Origin of the sequence: Micromonospora sp. NPDC050695 (assembly GCF_040654415.1) — a bacterium.
In the GTDB taxonomy this organism is placed as follows: domain Bacteria; phylum Actinomycetota; class Actinomycetes; order Mycobacteriales; family Micromonosporaceae; genus Micromonospora.
On sequence record NZ_JBFAHZ010000007.1, the window covers coordinates 153,994 to 175,596 of the forward strand.

The window sequence follows — 21,603 nt, forward strand, 5'->3', positions numbered from 1 at the left end:
GGATCGCGGGCCTTCCTGGTTCGCGCAGTGGCGCGGATACGAGCAGCGGGCCACTCGTCTACGCGCCTTGGAGGCATGTCTCGTGCCCGGCCTACTCCAGACCGAGGAGTACGCCCACGCGGTCATCTCAGCGGGAGGGCTGCATCCGCCGAGCGTTGTCGACGAACTCGTTGCGGTCCGGCTGGAACGTCAGAAGCTGTTGTCCCGGGATGTACCACCGCACTGCGTCTTCATGGTTGACGAGATGGGCCTCCGCCGACCGGTGGGTGGTCCTGCCGTGCTCGATGCCCAACTCGGTCGGCTGCATGAGGTGGCGGATCTGCCATTCGTCCGAATACACGGGATCCCACTGGCCGTGGGCGAGCATGTCGGCCTCGGCGGTGGCTTCGTGCTCGCTGATCTGCCGGACGGAGACAGGGCCCTCTACCTGGAGAATGCCGTCCGCGGACACGTCATGGACGACCCCGAAATGATCGCCTTGATCGATCGCAAGTGGGATAGCCTGCTCGGCGAAGCACTCTCCACCGGCGCCACGCTGGATCTGATCCGGAAGCTGAAGGTGACGCAATGACGATGAGCGAGCCTTGCTGGCGCACGTCCACCCGGTCGACCGACTCTGGCGGCAACTGCGTCGAGGTGGCGGACAACATGCCCGGCGTGGTGCTGGTCCGGGACAGCAAGGATCGTTCCGGCCCGATCCTCACCTTCGCGCCGTCCGCCTGGCGTGGCTTCGTCGCCGACGCTGCCCAGCCCGGGAGCCGGCGCGCCGGTTAACGGCGCGGGGTGACGGTGGCCAGCAGTTCCGGCTGGCGGCGGTCCAGTACGTCGCCGGCCAGGTACGCCCCCAGCAGTGCCGCGCCCAGCCCGTACCCGATGCCGACCGGCAGGGCCAGCCAGAGCCACGCGTCGCCGAGCAGCGCGGCGGCCACCACCATCGGCACCGCCGCGACCGCCGAGGTGACCATGGCCAGGATGGTGAGCAGGCCCTTCGCGACACCGGCGCCGCTGTTCATCGCGAACGGATTGCTCGTCTCCGGCAGCGAGTACGCCCCGAGCACCGACACGAAACTGTTCACCGCCAGCCCCGCGCCGTAGGTGGCGGCCAGGCTGCCCGTCGTCAACCCGATCCACGACGGTCGGCCGAGCACCACCGACAGCACCACGGCGACGACCGCGAGCATCGGCAGCACGTACAGCGAGAAGGCCGTCATGCGCGCGCGCAGCTCCACCCGGCCGGGCACGCCGGCGACCACGTTCGCGGCGTACGCGCTGCCGTCGAAACCGAACTGGTTGGCCAGGGTGACCGAGGCGAGTACGCCGACGAAGAGCATGGAGATGGTGACCACGACCGGTGAGCTGTCGGCGACGCCCGCGGTCAACCCCGCGCCGTCCGTGGCCGCGAAGTCCCCGCCCGTCACGTTGATCACCACGGGCACGAAGATGCCGACCACCGCGATGGTGATCAGGTTCGCCCGTCGGCGGGCGTCCCGCCACCAGTAGCGGGCCTCCCGGGCGACCAACGCGCCGAACCGGTCCCGGCGGGCCCAGCCCGCGAGTCGGGGAAACAGCTGGCCGACCGCGCCACCGGTGGCACCGCGCCGCGTCGGTGCCTTCCCGGCGCTCACCGCGCCCACCATCGCCGACTCCAACGACCGCGACCACCAGACCAGCAGGGCACCGATCGCCGCGGCCGTGATCAGCAACTTGACCGGGGCGGCCCAGACCCGGCCCTGCGCCACGTCGATGCCGGCGGTCCACGGTGCACCGAACGGCGTCCAGGCGACGACCGTCGCCACTCCGGTCAACCGGCTCCAGTCCGCCTCGCGCAGCGCCGCGAGGCCGAACACCTGCAACGGCCCGAGCAGCGCGGCGGTCACCGCCAACAGCACGGCCGCCAGGTCACGTACCCGCCGTGACCGCAGCATGGACGCGAAGGCGCTGGTCACCGCCCGGCTCGCGGCCACGCAGAGCAGCAGCCCACCCAGCACGCCGACGATGGCCACCAGGCCCGCGGACCAACCGCCCAACGCCCAGGATGTGAGCGCCAGCCCGAACGAGGCGACCAGCACCGCCAGCACCGGCACGCTGACCAGGGCCGCGGCGAACAGGCCGGTGACCAAGGTGCGTCGGGTCAGCGGCAACAGCGCGAACCGGGCCGGATCCAACGTCTCGTCGACCCCGAAGAAGACCAGCGGCAGCAGCAGCCAGCCGAGCACCAGCAGCCCACCACCGGCCGCCGCGACCAACACCGCGTACCGGCCGTTGCCCGTCATGCCGGGCGCGGCGAAGAGGAAGAAGCCGCTGACGGCGAACCACAGCCCGACCAGCGCACCGCCGATGAACAGGGCGATCCGCCAGCCCTGACCCCGGAAGTTGTTGCCCATCACCCGCAGCTTGAGCCGCACGAAATGCCCGGCGGAGACGGGTCGGACCGGCGCGGCGGGAGCGGCGGCGGCACTCACCGGGAAAGCCACGACAGCTCCTCACCGGTCGCGGTACGCCCGCCGACCACCTCGACGAAGACCTGCTCCAACGAGCGGTCCCCGCGTACCTCGGAAAGGGTGCCGACCCGCTTGATGGTGCCCCCGGCGAGGATCGCCACGTGCGAGCAGAGCCGTTCGACGACCTCCATCACGTGGCTGGAGAAGACCACCGTGCCGCCGCCCGCCGCGTACCGGGTGAGGATGTCCCGGATCAGCGCGGCGGAGACCGGGTCGACCGCCTCGAACGGCTCGTCCAGAACCAGCAGCCGGGGACCGTGCAGCAGCGCGCAGGCCAGCCCGATCTTCTTCTTCATGCCCGCCGAGTAGTCCACCACCAGCGTCCGGCCGGCGTCGCCGAGCGCCAGCACGTCCAGCAACTCCGCGGCCCGCTGGTCGACCACCGCCGGGTCCATCCCCCGCAACAACCCGTGGTACGCCAGCAACTCCGCCCCGGTCAGCCGGTCGAACAGGCGCACCCCGTCGGGCATCACGCCGAGCAACCGCTTGGCCGTGACCGGGTCCTGCCACACGTCGTGCCCGAGCACCCACGCCGAACCGGCATCCGGCCGCAGCAGCCCGACCGCCATCGACAGGGTGGTGGTCTTGCCGGCGCCGTTCGGGCCGAGCAGGCCGTAGAAGGAACCGGCGGGGACGTCCAGGTCGACGCCAGCCACCGCGATCGTGCCGTCGAACCGCTTGGCCAGGCCACGCAGTGCGAGCGCGGGGTGCTCAACAGTCATGAGGCGACGTTATCCGTCGATCGCCAGTTCCGCCCTCCGACGGTGGACGGACCTCGATCATCCTGGAGTCGTAGTGGTCACAGGCGGACAGCTTCCGGGGTGTGCAGGCGGAGCATGGTGGCCGCCACGTCGCCGGGGGCACGCCGGCGGGTGGCGATCGACACCGCGACCATCACGGTGAAGGCCAGCGGCACCGTCCAGGCGGCCGGTTGCGCGGTCAGCGTGGCCGGCCAGCCGGACAGCGGCGGCCCGAGCACGATGACCAGCACCGCGCCGATCGCCGCTCCGCCGCCGGCCACCACGCCGGCGGCGGCGCCCACGTCGGTCAGCCCACGCCACCAGATGCCGAGTACCAGCAGCGGACAGAAGCTCGACGCGGCGACCGCGAAGGCCAACCCGACCACCTGCGACACGTCCAGCCCGGAGACGTGCAGCGCCAGCACCGCCGGCACGCCGCCAGCGATCACCGTCGCCAGCCGGAAGCCGCGTACCGAGCCACGGCCCAGCACATCCGTCGAGATCACCCCGGCGACGCTGGTCAGCAGCCCGGACGAGGTGGAGAGGAAGGCCGCGAACGCGCCAGCGGCGACCAGCGCGGCGAGCAGCCGCCCGACCAGTCCGTCGCCGAGGGCCGCGCCGGGCAGCAACACCACCACCGCATCGGTCTGCCCACTGATCAGCAGGTGCGGCGTGTAGATCCGGCCGAGCACCCCGTACAGGGTGGGCAGCAGGTAGAAGGCACCGACCAGCGCCAGCACGACCAGGGTGGTCCGGCGGGCCGCCGCGCCGTCCGGGTTGGTGTAGAAGCGCACCAGCACGTGCGGCAGGCCCATGGTGCCCAGGAACGTGGCCAGGATCAGCGAGTACGTGGCGAACAGGCCCCGGTCGTCGTCACCGGCGGCGCTGGGCAGCAACCAGTCGCCGGCGTCGGTGGCCGCCCCGGACACCCCCGGTACCGGGTCACCGGCGGCGAAGGTCAACTCGTCGCCGGGGCGTACCTCTCGGATCTCACCGTCGGGCAGCGTGAGGGTCGCGCGGTGCTCGACCACGACGGTGGTCGCGGCCCGGAACGTCGGCCCGTCGGGCGGGGTCACCGCCGGGCGGCCGTCGGCCTGCCACTGCAACGCCAGGAAGATCACCGGTACGGCGAGAGCGGTCAACTTCAACCAGTACTGGAACGCCTGGACGAAGGTGATCGCCCGCATCCCGCCCAGCGCCACGTTCGCGGTGACCACGGCCGCGACCAGGAGGGCACCGACCGGGTAAGGGGAGCCGGCCACCGTGGCCAGGGTCAGCCCGGCACCCTGGAGCTGCGGCACCAGGTACAACCAGCCGATGAAGATCACGAAAGCGGTGGCGAGGATGCGCAGCCGCCGCGACCCCAGCCGCAGCTCGCAGAAGTCGGGCAGGGTGAACGCGCCGGAACGCCGCAGCGGAGCCGCCACGAACAGCAGCAGGGCCAGGTAGCCGGCGGCGAACCCGACCGGATACCAGAGCACGTCCACGCCGTACTTGAGGACGAGGCCGGCGATGCCGAGGAAGCTCGCCGCCGACAGGTACTCCCCGCCGATGGCGGCGGCGTTCCACGTCGGACTGATCGCCCGCGAGGCCACCAGGAAGTCGGAGGTGGTGCGGGCCAACCGCAGCCCGTAGAAGCCGATCCCGACGGTGACCAGGGTGACCGCGACGATGGCCGGGACCACGAAGTCGTTGCCCACCTCAGCGCTCCGGCCGCTGCACCAGGTCGGTGAAGTCCTGCTCGTTGCGCTCGGCCAGCCGCACGTACGCCCAGCCCACCCCGATCAGGAACGGGAAGGACGCCACACCGAGCAGCAGCCAGGGCAGGTTGACGCCAGCGACGGTCGTCCGGCCGAGCGACGGCGCGATGGCGAACAGCCAGGGCAGCCCGCCCAGCCCGATGGCCACCACCAGCGAGAGTCGCAACGCCAGCGCGAGCTGGGCGCGGACCAGGCCGCGGACCAGCGCCTCACCCACCTGGGTCTGCTGCGCCAGCTCGGCGCGGGTCCGCTCGGCGCGGCTGTCCTGCCGGGTGATGTCGGCCAACACGATCCGGGCCCGCCGGGGTGGCGGGACCGCACCGCCCGACCCCACGTCAGGGAGTTGCTTGGCCACCCCGGCAGTCTGGCCCGCCCTGCGCGATTGTCAAGCGTTCGCCCTCACCAGCGCTGCGGGTCGGGGCAGTACGCCAGACCGGCGGTCGCCTGGACCTTGTCGAGATCCCGCCGCGCCCGCTCCCGGCCGAGGTTCGTCGCCCAGAAGCCGTCCCCGGGTTGCTCGGCGGCGAGCTGCCGCAGCGCGCAGATGCGCATCGGCTCGGGCAGTCGGGCCAGGGCCGGTACGGCGTCCGCCGACAGCCCGGACAGGTGGTTGACGTCCAACCGGCCGGTCTCCAGGTACCGGTCGACGTTCCGGTCGGCGATCAGCCGATCGGGGTTGACCACGGCCAGCCCGAGCAGCGCCAGCACCGCCGTGCCGATCACCAACCGGGGCAGCCAGTCCGCCCGCAGCCGCACCACGGCCACCCCGACCAGGACGAAGAGCAGCCCGAGCCAGAGTTCGGCGGTCGCCACGACGAGCCGCAGCCGGGTCGCGCCATACGCGTCGGCGTAGACCTGCATGCGGTAGAGCGCCGAGGCGACGATCACCAGACTGAGCGCCGCCAGCGTGCCGAGCAGGACGCGGACCAGCAACCGGTCCGCCCGGCTGGCCTTCGGTGCCCGACGGGCGGCGATGGCGATCACCAGCAGGGTGAGCGCGGTGACGGCGAGCAGTTGCCAGAACCCGCCACGGGCGTACTCGGCGTAGGTGAGCCCCGCCGTGCGCAGCACGTGCCCCGCGCCGCCGAACAACACCGTCAACTGGACCAGCACGAACGCGGCGAACAGGGCGTCGAGCAGCACCAGCGGGAGGGTCCACTCCAGCCGGTGGGCCGGTCGGGACGGCCCGGGGCGCAGGCCGTCCAGGTCGGGCGGGCGGCTGACCAGGTACGCGGCACCGAGCAGACCGCCACCGATCAGCAGCAGGCGGAACGCCCAACCGATCACACCGGGCGCCGAGATGTCCGGCAGCAGGCCGGTGACCAGGTCGGCGAACACCGCGTCGGCGGAGGAGAAGAGCACCCCGAACAGCAGCAGCAGACCAACGGAGATCGCCAGGCTGGTGATGATGCGCCCGACCTCGATCCCCGACCCGGTCGGGCGGCCGCTGCGCAGTCCGCGTACCGCCCACGGGAGCGCCCGTACCGTCGCGGCCGGCGGCAGCGTCGCGGCGAGCAGCATCCCCAGCGGACTCCGCCCGCCGGTCACCGCGAGCGTCCCGGTCACCGCGGCCGCGAGCAGGCAGAGGGCGAAGAGCCAGCCGGCGGCCCGGACCGTGCCGACGCCGACCAACGCGACCGTCGCGACGGCCCAGGCGGCCTGCGCCACCCGCCCCGGTGCCCCCGTGGCACCGGGACGGGCGGCGTCCGCCGCAGCTGGCGTGGCGGTCGGTGCCGGCGCAGCCGCCGCCGAGGACGACGTCCTGGAACGGACGACGCTGGCGGTGACGAGGGCGGCGGTGCCGGCCAGCGCGGCCACCAGCCAGCCGAGGCCGGGACGGATCGTCGTGAGCGTCGAGGTGCCGACGACCGCCGCAGCCGTCAGCGCCGCCAGGACCAGCGGACGGGCGGGGCCGGACGGCCCTGGCCAGCGCCGATCGATCAGCGACGGTGGCCTGGGCACGGCCGGCGTGAGCGGCCACGGTTGGGGTCGAGCGGCGGCCGGGGCAGCCGGGCCGGGTCGGACCGTCGGAGGGACCTGCGGTCCGGTCGGCCCGGTGGCCGGTAGCGGTGTGCTGCCAGGGCTGGTCATGCGGCCTCTTTTCGATGTGGCCCGTCGCTCGGGATGGTGACCTGGATGCGGCAGCCGGGACTCTCGCCCCGGTGCGGTCCGGCGGGATCGAGGACACCGATCTGACCGCCGTGCAGTTCGACGACCCAGCGGGCGATGGCCAGGCCGAGCCCGGTACCGCCGCCGGCCGACCGGTCGCCGCGGGTGAACCGCTCGAACACCCGGGACCGTTCGGCCGGCGGGATGCCCTGGCCCTCGTCGCTCACCTCGAAGCGGAGCTGGTCGCCGTGGTCCTCGGCGCTCACCCGCACGGTGCCGCCGGGCGGGCTGTGCCGGGCCGCGTTGTCGAGCAGGTTCGCGAAGACCTGGTGCAGTCGCCACGGGTCCGCGTGGACCGTCAGCGGCGCCGGCAGCTCACGGAGGTGGAAGTGCACGTCCAGGCCGGCGCCGGACGCGCTGGCGGTGGCGTGCTCCACCGCCTCGTCGAGGAAGTCCCCTACGTCGATGTGTACCCGCCGCAGCGGCACCACGCCGGCGTCGAGGCGGGACAGGTCGAGCAGGTCGGCGACGAGGTGCCCGAGCCGTTGGGTCTGGGCCAGCGCCGAACGCAGCGCCGCCGGTTCCGGGTCGGCCACGCCGTCCACCATGTTCTCCAGCACGCCCTGCAGGGCGGTGCTCGGCGTACGCAGCTCGTGCGAGACGTTCGCGATCAGTTCCCGTCGGCGCTGGTCGGCGGCGTGCAGGTCCTCGGCCATCTTGTTGAATGCCTGGGCCAGCTCACCGACCTCGTCGCGGGAGGTGGCGCGTACCCGACGGGTGTAGTCGCCGCGCGCCATCGCCCCGGCCGCCGCCGTCATCTCCCGCAGCGGCGACGTCATGCCGTGGGCGAGCACCTGCGAGGTGAGCAGGGCGACGGCGATGGCGGTCGCCGAGGTGACCGGCGGCGGCCAGCCGATGCCGTACGAGAAGTAGGCCAACCCGGCCGCACCGGAGGCGACCAGCAGCACGCCCAGTTTCAGCTTGATGGAGCGCACCGGATCCAGCGGGCGGGGCAGCAGCTCCAGCACCCGGTCCAGGCGGGTGAGCGGGGAGGCGGTCATGACGGCAGCTCCAGGGCGTAACCGACGCCGTGCACGGTGCGGATGAGGTCGGCGCCCAACTTGCGGCGCAACGCCTTGATGTGGCTGTCCACCGTGCGGGTGCCGTTGCCGTCGCCCCAACCCCAGACGTCGGCGAGCAGCCGTTCCCGGGGAAGCACCGTGCGGGGCCGCCCCGCGAGGTGGATCAGCAGGTCGAACTCGGTCGGCGTGAGGTGCACGTCCGCCCCGCCACGGCGAACCCGCCGCTCGGCCTCGTTGATCTCGATGTCGCCGAGGCGGATGGCGGGCGGCGCGGGTGTGGCGGCGGCCCGCTCCACCCGACGCAGCAGGACGTGCACCCGGGCGGTCAGCTCCCGCATCGAGAACGGCTTGGTGAGGTAGTCGTCCGCGCCGACCGCGAGCCCCACCAGCAGGTCGGTCTCGTCGTCCCGGGCGGTGAGCATCAGCACCGGCACCGGCCGGTCCGCCTGGATCCGGCGGCACACCTCCAAGCCGTCGAAGCCGGGCAGCATGACATCGAGTACGACGAGATCGGGCTGGCCGGCCCGGAACTGCGCGACCGCGCTGGGCCCGTCCGCCGCGATGTGCACCGTGAAACCCTCGGCCCGCAGTCGAGCGGCGATGGACTCGGCGATGGTCCGTTCGTCCTCGACCACCAGTACCCGGCGTTCCTTCATGGGTCCTGACTGTATTGAGCCGCCGTGGAGATCAGTGGGTGGCATTGTGAACAACCTGTGGAGAACGCGCCGCACCTGTGGATAACTCGACGAACAGTCAGGATCGGCGTCGATCCGAGCGGCGTTCTGGGTGGGCTGAGGCGGCGCCCAGCCAGGTGTGCGGGTTGCCGTACCAGCACCAGCCGAGCTTCGGGGCGCCCTGACTGATCCAGAGCGCCGGCACCCGCTTGTCGCCGCAGCGGGAGCCGACCAGTGAGAAGCACCTGTTGCTGGCGAGCGCAGCCGGGTGCAGCGTGATGAAGGCGAGCCCTTCGTCGATGGTGAGGGGCAGCCGGCCCTGTGCGGTCATGCCCTCCATGGCCGTGGCGGGCGGCAGGTTGCGGAACTCCTCGCCCCGGTCGACGTCGAAGAGCAGGTACGCCGGCCCGGCTGGCACCTCCAGTTCCTTGATCGGGTCGAAGCGCGGCAGGTCGCCCTCGGCGTAGTTCCGGTCGAGGACGCCGGGCTTGCGCTTGCCGGCCAGCGTGGTGAGTTCGAGGCGCTCCTGCACCCCGATCAGGTCCCGGCTGATGACCAGCAGGACCGGCACCCGGGCGTCGGTGGGGGCGGGCAGGCCGGCGGCACCCTCGATCGCCCTGGTCCGCAGCGGTTCGACCAGGTCGCGGAAGGCGGTTTCGGTCAGCCCGGCGAGGGCGGGGTAGTCCAACCGCACCAGCCGGTCCAGCTGGCGGTCGAACTCGGTCTCGGCGTCGAACGGGGCTTCGGACACGATGGCCTCCCGGTTGTCGTACGGCCTAGCGTACAACGTACGGCAGTGGCCGTCTCATTCCCGGCTCAACGGTTCCAGTCCTGCTTCGCGGCCCTGACCAGCTTGTCCTTCAACTCCCGGGTGTGCCGGCGGCTCACCGGCAGCTCGGTGGAGTCGACCACCACCACGTAGCCGGAATTGACCAGCCGCAGTTCCGCGATCAACTTCAACTGCACCAGGTACGACCGGTGCACCCGGACGAAACCCGCGTCGGCCCACCGCTCGGCGAGGGTCGCCAACGACACCCGCACCAGATGCGAGCCCTCGGCGGTGTGCAGCCGGGCGTAGTCGCCCTGCGCCTCCACCCACCGCACCGCCGAACGGGGCAGCATCCGGGTGGTGCCGGCCAACTCGATGGGGATGGTCGGATCCTCCTCGGCGCGGGCCAGCGCCGCCGGATGCGACGGCACCACCCGCGAACCGATCACCCGGCGCAACGACTCGGCCAGCCGGTCGGCACGGACCGGCTTGCGCACGTAGTCCGTGGCACCCAGGTCGAAGGCGTCCACCGCGCCGTCGTCGTACGCGGTGACGAACACGATCGCCGGCGGTCGGGCGAAACGGCGCAGCACCCGGGCCAGCTCCATGCCGTCCAACCCGGGCATCCGGATGTCCAGGAAGACCACGTCCACATCGCCGTCGCGCAGCAGCCGCAGCGCCTCGGTGGCGTCGGAGGCCGTGTGCAGCCGGGCCACCCGAGGGTCGGCCCGCAGGTGGTACGCCAGCTCATCGAGCGCGGGCGGCTCGTCGTCGACCGCCAGGACCCGGAGAAAACCAGTGGTCACGAGCCCGCCCGCACACCGGGGTGGAACTTCGGCACCCGCATGCTCACCCTCGTGCCCGAGCCCAGCCCGGTCTCGACGACCAGGCCGAACCGGTCACCGAAGACGGACCGCAGCCGCTCGTCGACGTTGGAGAGGCCGACGTGCTGGCCCGTGTCGTCGCCCGGATCACCGGCGCCGCGCGCCAACTCGGCGATGCCGGCGGTCAACGTGGTCGGGTCCATTCCCACTCCGTCGTCCTCCACCGTGATGTGGCATTCGGCGCCCGCGTCCCGGGCCTCGATGCTCACCATGCCCGTGCCCGGCTTGCGGGACAACCCGTGCCGGACGGCGTTCTCCACCAGAGGCTGGAGGCAGAGGAACGGCAACGTCACCGGAAGCACCTCCGGGGCGATCTGCAACCGCACCTGCAACCGGTCACCGAAGCGCGCGCGTTCGATGGTCAGGTAGCGGTCGATCGACCGCAACTCCTCGGCGAGCGTGGTGAACTCCCCGTGCGCCCGGAACGAGTACCGGGTGAACTCGGCGAACTCCAGGATCAGCTCCCGGGCCCGCTCCGGGTCGGTGCGCACGAACGAGCCGATCGCGGTCAGCGCGTTGTAGATGAAGTGCGGGCTGATCTGCGCCCGTAACGCCCGGATCTCGGCACGGGCCAGCCGCTCCCGCGACGAGTCCAGCTCGGCCAGGGCGAGCTGGTTGCCGGCCCAGTGCGCCGTCTCCAGGGTGGCCTGCACCAGCCCCGGCGCCGGAGGGCTGTCGGCGATCGCCACCAGGGCGCCGACCACCCGGCCGTCCGCGCCCTGCAACGGCGCGACCACCGCCCCCCGGATCGGGCAGTCGACCCGGTCGCAGTGCAGCTCCTGCTCACCGAGGACCGTCGAGCGGCCGGTCGCCACCGTCCGCCGGGCCGCCGCGAGCAGTTGCTCCCCGTGGTGCGTGCCGCGCCCGTCGAGGGCGAGCACCCGGTCGGCGTCGGTGAGCGCCAGCCCGGCCGCGCCCACCAGAGCCCGCAGATGGCGTACGGCCTTCGTCGCGCCCGCCGCACTCAGCCCTGCCCGCAGCGGCTCGGCGGCCAGGCCGGCGGTGTGCAGCACCTCGTAGGTGGCCCGCTGGGTGGCTGTGGCGATGCCCCGGCGGGCACGCAGCCGCAGCACCGCCCACAGGGCAGCGGTCAGCGCGGTGACCAGTGATACGACGCCGACCACGGCGGAGAGGTTGCCACCCACGCAGCGATCCTTGCCCCTGCGGGCCGGCGCGCCAACCCCCTAATACGCGCCCTTGCGGGCGAGCACCACCCCGACGGTGCGCCACAGGATGCTCAGGTCGTACGCGAGCGACCAGTTGTCGACGTAGTAGAGGTCCAGGCGGACCGACTCGTCCCAGGACAGGTCGGAGCGGCCGGAGACCTGCCACAGCCCGGTCATGCCGGGACGGACCAGCAGGCGGCGGCGCACGTCACCGAGGAAGTCGCCGTCGTCGGCGGGCAGCGGGCGCGGCCCGACCAGCGACATCTCACCCCAGAGCACATTGATCAACTGCGGCAGTTCGTCCAGCGAGGAGGCCCGCAGGAAGCGGCCGACCGGGAAGACCCGCGGGTCCTGCTTCATCTTGAACAGCATGCCGTCGGTTTCGTTCTGGTCGGTGAGGCTGGCCAGCCGGTCCTCGGCGTCGACGTACATGGTCCGGAACTTCCACACCCGGAACGTGCGCCCCTCGTGCCCCACCCGGGGCTGGCGGAAGAAGACCGGCCCGCGGTCGGAGATCCGGATCGCCACCGCGATCGAGATGAAGAGCGGGATCAGCAGCAGCAGGCCGAGGCCGGCGGCCACCCGGTCCAGCAGGTTCTTGGCCAGCAGCGCCGGCCCGGAGAGCGTCGGCTCCTCGACGTGCAGCAGCGGCAGACCTTCGATCGGCCGGATGTGCACCCGGGGGCCGGCGATGTCGGTGAGCTGCGGTGCGACCACCAGGTCGACGCCGGAGCCCTCCAGCTGCCAGGCCAGCCGGCGTAGCTCACCCGGCTCCGCGCTGGCCGAACCGCACACCGCGATGGTGTCGCCACCGACCTCCCGGACCAGGGCCAGGACGTCCCGGCCGGCGTAGATCGGGACCGGGGTCGGCATGCCCCGGGCCGCCGCGTACCCGTCGGTGATGTGGATGGCGACCGGGACCAGCCCGGCGTTCGGGCTGCGGGTGACCGCCGCGTAGACCTCCAGGCACTCCGGGAGGGTGCCGACGAGCACCATCCGATGCGCGGCCTGGCCTGCCCGCCGCCGGATGTAGTGCAGGGCCCAGCGGGCCACGAACCGGCCCCACAGGATCAGCAGCGCCGCGCCGAGCAGCGCCGTGCCCACGGTGAACCGGGAGAGCTGGGTCACGGTGGAGAAGGCGAGGAACGAGACGCTCGCGGCTACCGTCACCGAAGCCCGGATCACCCGCTTGAACTCGTCCGGGCCGAGCCCCAGGTAGCGCCGGTCGTAGGCCCGGTTGCTCCAGAGGATGACCACCCAGCCGAGCGGAAGCAGCAGGTAGGAGACGGTGTGGAACCAGGTCGGGTCCTGCTGGGTGTCGCTGAAACCGGAGGTGGCCTGGTCGAAGAGTTGGATCGCGATCCAGCTGGCGAACGCCGCCGCGCAGAAGTCGAGCAGCAGCAGAATGGCGATGTAGGGGCGGTGCCAGCGGGAGACACGGCGTCGCGCCCTGGCCCACGCCGACCGAGGGACGCCGTTGTGTGACGGCGGCGTCGGCGGCTGGATCTCGAAGCTGTCGACGTGCCGCACGAGTCTGCTCCGGCCTTCGTTGGATACCGGGCGCTGGAGGCTTGCCGTCACCTCACCCATGTCCTCCCGCATGACACGGGCCGCTCACTCGCAGTGAGGGCCCGGGTCGCCCACCGTCCCAGTCTCCCACGCGGGCTCCGACCGGTCGCCGCCCCGAAGGAGATTGGCGACCGATGGTGCCGGCGGGATCTGGCCGGCTCCGCACCATTTCAGAAGCCGGGGACCGGGCCACTATACCGATGGATACGCCTCTGGCGAGAACGGTGGACCGGAGCTTCGGCTCAGTCGGGCCGATTCCGCTCTGTAGTCGGCGGGTGCGATCACTCACCGTACGAGTCGGGACAACCGTCGGTCAGCGAGCGGTTTGCCGCCGGTCTGGCACGTCGGGCAGTACTGGAGGCTGGAGTCGGCGAACGACACCTCCCGCACCGTGTCCCCGCACACCGGGCAGGGCAGCCCGGTCCGGGCGTGCACCTTCAGCCCTGAGCGCTTCTCGCTCTTCAGTTCGGCGGCCCGCTGGCCGAGGGACCGCTCGACGGCGTCCCCGAGGATCTGCCGGGTCGCCGCGTGCAGGGTGGCCAGCTGGTCGTCGGTGAGCCGGTCGGTGATCGCGAACGGCGACAGCTTCGCGGCGTGCAGGATCTCGTCCGAGTACGCGTTGCCCACCCCGGACAGCACCGACTGGTCGGTCAGCACCCCCTTGACCTGCCCCCGCCGGCTGCGGAGCCGCTCGGCGAAGGTGGGCAGGTCCGCGGCGAGCGCGTCCGGACCCAGCTTGGCCACCCCGGGCACCGCCGCCAGGTCGGTGACCAGGTACGCGGCCAGCTTCTTCTGCGTGCCGGCCTCGGTGAGGTCGAAGCCGGATCCGTCGTCGAGACGGACCCGCAGCGCGATCGGCCCCTTACCGGGACGAAGCGGGGCGCTCGACGGGAACGCCTCCCGGTAGTGCAGCCAGCCCGCCCGGGCCAGGTGCACCACGAGGTGCAGGTCGCCTTCGACGAGCACGTCGAGGAACTTGCCGTGCCGGCGGGCGTCGACCACCGCCCGACCGGTGACCGCGGTCGGTGCCGGGTCGTACGTCTTCAGGGCGCTGATCGCGGCGATCTCCAGCCGGTCGACACGCCGCCCCACCGCGCGCTGCCGCAGGTAACCCGCGAGCGCCTCAACCTCCGGTAGTTCGGGCACGACACAACGGTAGCCTTCTTTCCCGTGAGCGTGAGGAATGAGCTTGCGAGTCCCGCAATCGCGAACGAGAGGCACGCTCAGTGAGAATCGTGGTGGCGCACAACCGGTACCGGGAGGCCCAGCCCTCCGGGGAGAACACGATCGTCGACTCGGAGATCGCCCAGCTCACCGCTGCCGGTGTCGAGGTGCTGCCGTTCATCCGCAGCTCGGACGAGATCCCGTCGATGTCGAAGGCGGCGAAGGCGCTGCTGCCGATCTCACCGATCTGGGCGCCGCGTGCCCAGCACGACCTGAGCCGGCTGCTCACCGAGCACCGGCCGGACGTCCTGCACCTGCACAACCCGTACCCTCTGCTGTCGCCCTGGGTGGTGCGGACCGCGCACCGGCACGGCGTGCCGGTGGTGCAGACGGTGCACAACTACCGGCAGGTCTGCTCCTCCGGCATCTACTTCCGCGACGGCGTGATCTGCCAGGACTGCAAGGGTCGGGCGCTGGGCGTGCCGGCGATCAAGCACCGGTGCTACCGCGACTCGGCGGCGCAGAGCGCGCTGATGGCGACCACCCTGGCCGTGCACCGGGGCACCTGGCGGTCGGTGGACCGGTACGTCGCGCTCACCACCGCCATCGCCGACCACCTCCGCGAGTACGGCATTCCGGACGATCGGATCATCGTGAAGCCGAACGCCGTACCCGACCCGGGCCGGCCGGCGCCGCTCGGTGACGGCTTCCTCTACCTGGCCCGGCTGTCCCCCGAGAAGGGCGTCGACCTGCTGCTGAACGCCTGGCGTCGGCACCCGGTGGGCACCCTGGGCACGCTGCGGATCGCCGGCGACGGCGAGCTGCGCCCGCTGGTCGAGGCCGCCGCCGCCGAACGACCCGACGTGGTCTACCTCGGCCAGCTCGACCGCGCCGGGGTACGGGCCGCCGTCGAGGCCAGCGCCGTGGTGATCGCGGCCTCGATGTGGCACGACGTGCTGCCGACCGTGATCATCGAGGCGCTGGCGAGTGGCCGGCCGGTGCTCGGCACCGCACTCGGCGGCATCCCGTACCTGGTCGGGGCGGACGCCCCGCACGAGCCCGCCGGCACCGGACCGGCCGAGATCGCCTCCGCGGTCGCCGGGGGTGGTGGGCCGACGCCGCTGCCGGTCGGCGTGGTCACCGGTACCGCTGGCTGGGTGGTGCCACCGGAGCCGGCCGCGCTGGCCGCCGCGCTCCCGGTCGCGCGGGCCGGTGCCGCCACGCGCTCCGCGCGGGCCCGCCTGCGGTACGAGCAGACCTTCCACCCCGACGTGGTCACCAAGCGACTCCTCGACATCTATGCCGGAGTTACCCGCCCCTGACCCGGCCCGCCGGTCACGTGCGTGAAGGAGTAGGTGCTTCGGTCGTTGGCGGCCGGTGCGGTGGGCGCGGAGGACCGGTCGGGCGGTGAGTATCAGCCGGTTACCGATCGGGGCCGGCGACAGGAACGGCGCGGCGTCCCCCGCCGCCTCCGCCAGTACGCCACCCGCCGGCCGATCGGCAGCAGTTCACTGCGGTCCACGCCGCCACCGCCGGTCCGGCACTGCGCGGGCCGTCTCCTCGGCCGGTATCCGCTCCGACCACCTACCGCGAAGACGCCCATTGCCTGTTGTCCGGCAACGCACCCCGAGCCCTGGCCACCCTGCGCACCGCCGCGATCAGCCTGCTCCGCCTGGCCGGCACCGCATCCGTCGCGCAAACCCTACGACGAAACAGCCGCAAACCGTACAGATCCCTGCAACTAGCCGGAATCGACTAAACGGGCACACTACCCCTTGCGAACGTTCTGGATGAACTACTGCCTCGGGAGGCTCGTTGTAAGGGTGTGCCACTTGATCGTGGCATGCGCTTCCATTCCGATAATTCAAGGGAGGAACAGCATGTATGGCCGATGGTACCAGGAACCGGATGTCTCGACACGGTACAAAGACGACGCAGCAAGGTCGTTTGGTGCGGAAAACTGTGCAGCGCCTGATTTTATTCAAGCGCTGGAGGCCTTCCGAGGAGATCTTACGTTTGCGTATCGGCGTGACCGGAAAAATCAGGTAATTCGCGCCGACCACGACGAGACGTTACTAACCCTGGGCTCTGGACTCGGCGGGCGACGCTGGACTGGTTGTACCAAACCAGCAACCAACTTCCCTATATGCGGACTCTTTCTACTACCCGGCCTGCGGTTGCGGCGTTGACTAGCGCAGCTTCGGCTCCGGGTGCGGCTCACGGGGGCGCAGGACAGGCTGGTCCCGCCGGAGGCCAGTCGAGTGCCGGAAGCAACCGGTGGCAGCAGCACGGGAGTCAGTCGGGGAATGGGTCAGTTCGCCGGCAGTGACGTGATCTCAGCAAGGAGTTGGGCGTGGTTCGGGACTGGACGCCTACTGCCGGTCGCCCTTAGAGCTTGTCGGGTAGGTGGGTGGCTACGCGGCGACAAGTTGCTCGGTGTTGATGTGTCGGGCGGCTTCGCGGTCGATAGCGCCGAAGATCTCGCCGATCCCGTCGGCTCGTAATCTCGCCAGAATGGATATTCGAATGGCTGCACCTAATGATCCAAATCGCACCGAATTTTTGGTGGAGAAGGCCAGCGATCTATATCACCAGGTCGATAAAGATTATCGGAACGACCCTGATTACCGCTTCCTGAAATTCGTGGCCGGAGTTGGCCGGGACGGAGCCATGACTCATGAGCGGGACGAGGCTAGGGTTTTGGCGACAGGGTTGAGAGAAGATCAGGAGATTCAAGAGCGATCGAGAGCTATAGAATCGGCCCTTGTGAAATTCGTTGAGTTCCTCAATTCCGATCAAAGTCAGCGATTTCACCTAAGGACTACCGACCCGTTCTTCATTTTCCTGAATGAAAGATTCGCTCAACCTTTTCCGCAAGTGGTGCCGGTGGCAGTCCGACGAATTGCGCCACGTCAGGCTGGCCCGTCCGGCCCGCCGCAGGCTGCTCCCAGGGGCGCCTACCCGAGTTCCAGCGCCGCTGCGTTGACGAGTGCATCTGCCCAGCTCGGCAGGCCTCAGGCTCCGGTGGCTTCCCCACCGGGAGGAGGTTTGCCGGTATATGGCCCTCCGGGTGGGTTTCCGCCACCGCCCGGCGCTTCACACGGCCATGGTGGCGGATCCGGCTTCGCTCGTAGAGCGTAAGCAGCGACAGGCGAAGGCAAGGTAGGCGGGGGTGGGGCCGTTCTGGGCGCGGGTCCAGGACGGTAGCCCGTCCGGGCGCATAACGGCTTGAGGACCTCGACCACTACCACCAGGCCCTCTCTGTCGTGGGTGGCGTTCCGTCGACGCGCCACCGGGTTCCTACAGGGAGGCGCGGGCGGAGAAGGCGATGCTGGCGAGCAGGAAGCCGCCGTTGACGATGGTGAACGCGACCATCACCCAGAGGACCAGCGCGGGGGCCACGGCCAGCACCAGGGCCGCCACGAAGACCACCGCGCCGTAGTCGCGGACCAGCTTCACGAGGCGCACCGGCAGCGAGGTCGAGGTGACCATGCTGGCGGCGTTCGGGCCGGCCTGCATCACCGACGTCACCAGGTTGACCATCCAGGTGCCGGCGAAGGTCGCCACCAGCCAGGTCGGGGTCGACGGCTCCTGCGCCACGGCGGTGGCGGCGAGCGCGGCCACCAGGGCGATCTGCGCGGCCACGTCGCAGAGCACGTCGACACGCGCCCCGGCCGCGCTGCCCTGGCCGGTCACCCGGGCGAGCTGCCCGTCGGCGCAGTCCAGGGAGTACGCGACCTGCCAGCCGACCAGGGCGAGCAGGCCGACGACCCAGGCCGGTACGTCACCGGCGGCGACCGGGCCGGCGAGCGCCACCACGGTGACCGAGGTGGCCAGGCCGAGCATCAGGTTGGTGACGGTCAGCGCGGTCGGGCGCAGCCCGAGTCGCTGGGCGACCAGCGCGAAGACCGCGCCCAGCCACTGGCTGATCGACTCGCTGAACAGGCCGCCACCCCGGTTGACCCGGTGGAAGTCGGCGACGGTGGGACGGGGCTCAGCCAAGCTGGTCGCGGATTGCACCGGCGTAGTCTGCCAGCCGCTCCCGCGTCTGGGTAGGCGACAACGCCAGGTGTTCGAGGATCGTGTAGCGGTCCGGTCGGGTACGCGGCGCGAACTGCACCGCCTCCACGAACTGGTCGTCGGTGAGCCCCACCTCGGCCGGGAGCCGGGGCAGGCCGTGCCGGGCGAGGCAGGCCGACATCTCCCCGAATCGGCGCAGGTCCCCGCGTAGCCAGGTGCAGAACAGCGCGCCCAGCCCGGCCAGTTCGCCGTGTGAGGCGGTGCCGGGAAAGAGCGAGTCGACGGCGTGCATGATCTCGTGGCAGCCGCCACTGGACGGTCGGCTGGTGCCGCACACCGCCATCGCCAGGCCGCTGGAGATCAGCGCCTCGGCCAGCACGGTGACGAACGCGTCGTCGGTCATGTCGCCGGGGTGGTTGAGCACCGCCTCGGCGCCCGCGCGGGCCAGCGACGCGGCCAGCCCGTCGACCGGCTCGCCGCGTACCTGCCGGGACAGCTCCCAGTCGGCCAACGCGCTGATGTTGCTGATCACGTCGCCGATGCCGGCCCGGTTGTGCCGGTCCGGGCCGCTCTCCACGAAGTCCAGGTCGACGATCACCGCGATCGGGATGTGCACCCCGTAGGAGCCCTTGAGCCCGTCGGTGATGAGGCTGGACACCGGGGAGCCGATCCCGTCGTTGGCGAGGCTGGTCGCCACCGACACCATCGGCAGCCCTCGCCGGGTGGCCGCGTACTTGGCCACGTCTATGGTCTTGCCGCCGCCGATCCCGACGACCGCGTCGTACGAGCGGGCGCGGAGTTTGCCGCCCAGGTCGTCGGCGGCGTCCAGAGTGCCGCCGGAGACGGTGAACACGTCGGCCGAGCGCAGCGACGGTCGGATCAGCTCCGCGATCTGGGCACCCTGACCCGGGCCGACCACCACGGCGACGTCGCCACCGGAGGAGATCCGCCCATCAGCCAGGATCGCGCCCAGGTCGGCGACCGCCCCACGTCGTACGTCGATGTGCAGTGGGGTGAGGACGCTGCGGGCTAGTAGCGGCACGCGATCTCCCGCGCGCGGGCCAGGTCGGCGTGGTTGTCGACCTCCACCCAGGGCACGTCACCGATCGGAGCTGCCCGCACCTCGCCACCGCGGTCGGCGAACTCCTGGTAGCCGTCCTCGTAGTACAGGTTCGGGTCGCGCCGCCAGGTCGCCTCCAGGGCGTCGGCGAGGGCGTCGGCGACCTGCGGCTCGATCAGCGTCGCGCCGATGTACTCCCCGTACGCCTCGCCCGGATCCATGATCTTGGTGATCCGGGTGAGCTGGCCGGCGGCGTCGAAGGTGGTCTTCATCTCCTCCTCGGCCAGCGGCTTGAGGGTGTCCACCGCGAGCAGGATGCCCGGGCCGCGTTCGGCCAGCAGGGTCTTCTCCACGCTCACCGGGTGCACGGTGTCCCCGTTGACCAGCAGCACCCCGCGTGCGAAGTACTCCCGGGCCAGCCACAGCGAGTAGGCGTTGTTCCACTCCTCGGCCTTGTCGTTGTGCACGAGGGTGAGCGTCACCCCGTACCGCTTCTCCAGGTCGGCCTGCCGCTCGCGGACCGCGTCCGCCGCGTAGCCGACCACGATCACGATGTCGGTGAGCCCGACCTCGGCGAGGTTGCCCAGCGCGATGTCCAGGATCGTGGTCTCGCCGTCGACCGGCACCAACGCCTTCGGCAGCGTGTCGGTGTACGGGCGCAGCCGGCGCCCCGCCCCGGCCGCAAGGACCATTCCGATCATCGCGACATCCTCCCTCGTGCTGCTCCCCGTCACCGGTGGAGGATAGCCCCGGTTGGCCGGGCGGCTCCGGCCAACCGGGTCAGCCGGGCAGCGCGGCCAGGTCGGCGAGCATCGTCAGCCGCTCGTCCGCGCTGAGCACGGAGTACGCGCCGGCGGCCCGACGGTCGGTCTCCAGTTCGATGGCGACCCGTTCGGGGCCGGCCGGCAGCGCGGCGACGGTGGAGGCGGTGTGCCCGGCGGCGGTCCAGGCCGCGGCGTGCGCGTCGGCCCGGTGATAGCGCAGCGTGCCCAGCCGGTTGAGCAGCAGCACGCCCGACGGTGTGCCGTCCGGCTCGTACGGGGGCGCCAGCGCGGTGAACGCCGAGCCGGTGGGTGCGCCCTCCTCGTCGGCGAGCACCAGGGCGTACGCCAGGACCCGGCCGAGCGCGGCCACCAACCGCGCCACCCGCTCGTCGTGCCCGGCCCACAGTTCCTCGGTGACCTCGGCGTGCACCTGGCACAGCTCGGTGAGGAAGGCGGCACCCCGTTCGGTGGCGGAGAGCGCGCCGTCCGGGCGGCGGTGCAGCATCCCGTACGCCACCTGCTTGTCCACGGCCCGGCGGACGGCGACCGGGTCGCCGTACCGGGTGACCGCCGCGAAGCCCGGCCCGTCGACCGTGCCGCCCGGCGCGGCGAGGCGGGTGCGCAGGTCCACCAGGTAGCCGTTCGCGGTCGGGCCGCCGTACCGCTGGCTCAGCTCGGCGCCGCCGCCGTGCCGCCCGGCCAGCATGCCGGCGCGGAACGTCCGGTCCACGGCCGGTGCGAGCAGCCCGGCGAGCCGGTGCGGCGTCAGCTCGACGGTGTTCACAGACCGATCGACCGCAGGACGGCGAAGCCCTCCTCCGCGATCCGCCGGATCAGCCCGTCGTTGACGTCGCGGTTCTCGTCGAGCACGGTCACCTCGTGTTCGGCCAGCCAGCGGTACTCGGTGTGCTTGCCGGCCTCCAACCTCGGGTGGTCGAGGTCGCCGTCGACGCGTACCAGGAAGTCGTGCTCGATCCGGTCCAGGCCGTCATCGCCGACGTACTGGTATTCACCCACCTGACCGAGGACGTGCGAGAGGATCCAGCCGGTCTCCTCGGTGATCTCCCGGCGCAGCGCGTCGTCGATATCCTCGCCCGGGTCCAGGTGGCCGCCGACGATGTCCCAGCAGTTGGGAAAGAGGCGTCGGTGTTCGGAGCGGCGCTGGAAGAAGATGCGGCCGTCGTGGTCGACGATCAGCGCGCCGGCACAGCGCAGGGGCTCGGTGGACACCGTTCGACAGTAGCGAGCGGTCCGGCATCGCGGCGATGCCCGGTCTTGTCCCGGAAACATCCACGGACCACGATGTCGGTACCGGATGCCACCGTCCCAAAGGAGTGATGT

20 protein-coding genes are annotated in these 21,603 nt (G+C 71.5%); 3 read left to right on the top strand and 17 right to left on the bottom strand.

The window, feature by feature from the left end:
* Positions 1 to 82 precede the first annotated feature (82 nt).
* Positions 83 to 571, top strand: a complete 489-nt coding sequence (locus AB0H52_RS07690; RefSeq protein ID WP_357945908.1) for a DUF5753 domain-containing protein — start codon at positions 83 to 85, stop codon at positions 569 to 571.
* Positions 568 to 774 carry a DUF397 domain-containing protein gene (locus AB0H52_RS07695; RefSeq protein WP_151488906.1) on the top strand — a complete coding sequence of 69 codons (207 nt, stop codon included), beginning with the start codon at positions 568 to 570 and terminating at the stop codon, positions 772 to 774. Before AB0H52_RS07690 ends, AB0H52_RS07695 begins: the two co-directional genes overlap by 4 nt.
* Here AB0H52_RS07695 and AB0H52_RS07700 read toward each other — a convergent pair.
* From AB0H52_RS07700 to AB0H52_RS07755, 12 genes are all read right to left on the bottom strand, one after another.
* Positions 771 to 2,474, bottom strand: a complete 1,704-nt coding sequence (locus tag AB0H52_RS07700; RefSeq protein WP_357945910.1) for an ABC transporter permease — start codon at positions 2,472 to 2,474, stop codon at positions 771 to 773. The two genes, AB0H52_RS07695 and AB0H52_RS07700, sit on opposite strands and share 4 nt — an antisense overlap.
* Positions 2,459 to 3,223, bottom strand: coding sequence for an ABC transporter ATP-binding protein (locus AB0H52_RS07705; protein WP_151488905.1), 765 nt, complete (start codon positions 3,221 to 3,223; stop codon positions 2,459 to 2,461). Before AB0H52_RS07705 ends, AB0H52_RS07700 begins: the two co-directional genes overlap by 16 nt.
* Before the next feature lie 77 nt (positions 3,224 to 3,300).
* On the bottom strand, positions 3,301 to 4,941 hold the full coding sequence (locus AB0H52_RS07710; protein ID WP_151488904.1) for a cation acetate symporter: 1,641 nt from the start codon (positions 4,939 to 4,941) through the stop codon (positions 3,301 to 3,303).
* A 1-nt stretch (position 4,942) separates the two neighbouring features.
* Complete coding sequence (locus tag AB0H52_RS07715; RefSeq protein ID WP_225854217.1) at positions 4,943 to 5,356, bottom strand: hypothetical protein; 414 nt, start codon at positions 5,354 to 5,356, stop codon at positions 4,943 to 4,945.
* Between the two features lie 44 nt (positions 5,357 to 5,400).
* A complete protein-coding gene (locus AB0H52_RS07720; protein ID WP_357945914.1) occupies positions 5,401 to 7,092 on the bottom strand; it encodes a DUF4173 domain-containing protein in 1,692 nt (563 codons plus the stop codon).
* Complete coding sequence (locus AB0H52_RS07725; protein ID WP_357945917.1) at positions 7,089 to 8,171, bottom strand: HAMP domain-containing sensor histidine kinase; 1,083 nt, start codon at positions 8,169 to 8,171, stop codon at positions 7,089 to 7,091. The genes AB0H52_RS07720 and AB0H52_RS07725 overlap by 4 nt, the downstream gene beginning before the upstream one ends.
* Positions 8,168 to 8,848: a response regulator transcription factor gene (locus AB0H52_RS07730; protein WP_151488901.1), complete on the bottom strand. Its 681-nt coding sequence runs from the start codon at positions 8,846 to 8,848 to the stop codon at positions 8,168 to 8,170. The genes AB0H52_RS07725 and AB0H52_RS07730 overlap by 4 nt, the downstream gene beginning before the upstream one ends.
* Before the next feature lie 97 nt (positions 8,849 to 8,945).
* Entirely contained in the window at positions 8,946 to 9,617 is a 672-nt protein-coding gene (locus AB0H52_RS07735) for a DUF5701 family protein (RefSeq protein ID WP_357945920.1), read from the bottom strand.
* 65 nt (positions 9,618 to 9,682) lie between these two features.
* Entirely contained in the window at positions 9,683 to 10,441 is a 759-nt protein-coding gene (locus AB0H52_RS07740; protein WP_151488899.1) for a LytTR family DNA-binding domain-containing protein, read from the bottom strand.
* A complete protein-coding gene (locus tag AB0H52_RS07745) occupies positions 10,438 to 11,664 on the bottom strand; it encodes a histidine kinase (protein WP_357945923.1) in 1,227 nt (408 codons plus the stop codon). The genes AB0H52_RS07740 and AB0H52_RS07745 overlap by 4 nt, the downstream gene beginning before the upstream one ends.
* 39 nt (positions 11,665 to 11,703) lie before the next feature.
* A complete protein-coding gene (locus tag AB0H52_RS07750) occupies positions 11,704 to 13,275 on the bottom strand; it encodes a sugar transferase (RefSeq protein WP_192580181.1) in 1,572 nt (523 codons plus the stop codon).
* 264 nt (positions 13,276 to 13,539) lie between these two features.
* Complete coding sequence (locus AB0H52_RS07755; RefSeq protein WP_357945926.1) at positions 13,540 to 14,400, bottom strand: DNA-formamidopyrimidine glycosylase family protein; 861 nt, start codon at positions 14,398 to 14,400, stop codon at positions 13,540 to 13,542.
* Between the two features lie 80 nt (positions 14,401 to 14,480).
* Between AB0H52_RS07755 and AB0H52_RS07760 the strand changes: the two genes are divergently transcribed.
* The gene (locus AB0H52_RS07760) at positions 14,481 to 15,740 is read left to right on the top strand and encodes a glycosyltransferase (RefSeq protein ID WP_357945929.1); all 1,260 of its coding nucleotides are present in this window, start codon (positions 14,481 to 14,483) and stop codon (positions 15,738 to 15,740) included.
* Positions 15,741 to 17,718: 1,978 nt separating this feature from the next.
* Here the strand turns inward: AB0H52_RS07760 and AB0H52_RS07765 are convergent.
* The 5 genes from AB0H52_RS07765 to AB0H52_RS07785 all read right to left on the bottom strand — a co-directional run bounded on the left by AB0H52_RS07765 (position 17,719) and on the right by AB0H52_RS07785 (position 21,492).
* Positions 17,719 to 18,438: a CDP-alcohol phosphatidyltransferase family protein gene (locus AB0H52_RS07765; protein ID WP_151488893.1), complete on the bottom strand. Its 720-nt coding sequence runs from the start codon at positions 18,436 to 18,438 to the stop codon at positions 17,719 to 17,721.
* Positions 18,413 to 19,480, bottom strand: a complete 1,068-nt coding sequence (locus AB0H52_RS07770) for an iron-containing alcohol dehydrogenase family protein (protein WP_357945932.1) — start codon at positions 19,478 to 19,480, stop codon at positions 18,413 to 18,415. The genes AB0H52_RS07765 and AB0H52_RS07770 overlap by 26 nt, the downstream gene beginning before the upstream one ends.
* A complete protein-coding gene (locus AB0H52_RS07775) occupies positions 19,468 to 20,199 on the bottom strand; it encodes a phosphocholine cytidylyltransferase family protein (protein WP_151488891.1) in 732 nt (243 codons plus the stop codon). Before AB0H52_RS07775 ends, AB0H52_RS07770 begins: the two co-directional genes overlap by 13 nt.
* A gap of 79 nt (positions 20,200 to 20,278) precedes the next feature.
* Positions 20,279 to 21,046 (bottom strand): hypothetical protein, encoded by a 768-nt coding sequence (locus AB0H52_RS07780; protein ID WP_357945935.1) that lies wholly within the window; start codon positions 21,044 to 21,046, stop codon positions 20,279 to 20,281.
* A complete protein-coding gene (locus AB0H52_RS07785; protein ID WP_357945938.1) occupies positions 21,043 to 21,492 on the bottom strand; it encodes an NUDIX domain-containing protein in 450 nt (149 codons plus the stop codon). Before AB0H52_RS07785 ends, AB0H52_RS07780 begins: the two co-directional genes overlap by 4 nt.
* Between the last annotated feature and the right edge of the window lie 111 nt (positions 21,493 to 21,603).

Bases quoted from the DNA above. Each gene is read 5' to 3' on its own strand.
- AB0H52_RS07695 (WP_151488906.1), top strand. From the start codon at position 568: ATGACGATGAGCGAGCCTTGCTGGCGCACGTCCACCCGGTCGACCGAC.
- AB0H52_RS07705 (WP_151488905.1), bottom strand. From the start codon at position 3,223: ATGACTGTTGAGCACCCCGCGCTCGCACTGCGTGGCCTGGCCAAGCGG.
- AB0H52_RS07720 (WP_357945914.1), bottom strand. From the start codon at position 7,092: ATGACCAGCCCTGGCAGCACACCGCTACCGGCCACCGGGCCGACCGGA.
- AB0H52_RS07725 (WP_357945917.1), bottom strand. From the start codon at position 8,171: ATGACCGCCTCCCCGCTCACCCGCCTGGACCGGGTGCTGGAGCTGCTG.
- AB0H52_RS07730 (WP_151488901.1), bottom strand. From the start codon at position 8,848: ATGAAGGAACGCCGGGTACTGGTGGTCGAGGACGAACGGACCATCGCC.
- AB0H52_RS07750 (WP_192580181.1), bottom strand. From the start codon at position 13,275: ATGGGTGAGGTGACGGCAAGCCTCCAGCGCCCGGTATCCAACGAAGGC.
- AB0H52_RS07775 (WP_151488891.1), bottom strand. From the start codon at position 20,199: ATGATCGGAATGGTCCTTGCGGCCGGGGCGGGGCGCCGGCTGCGCCCG.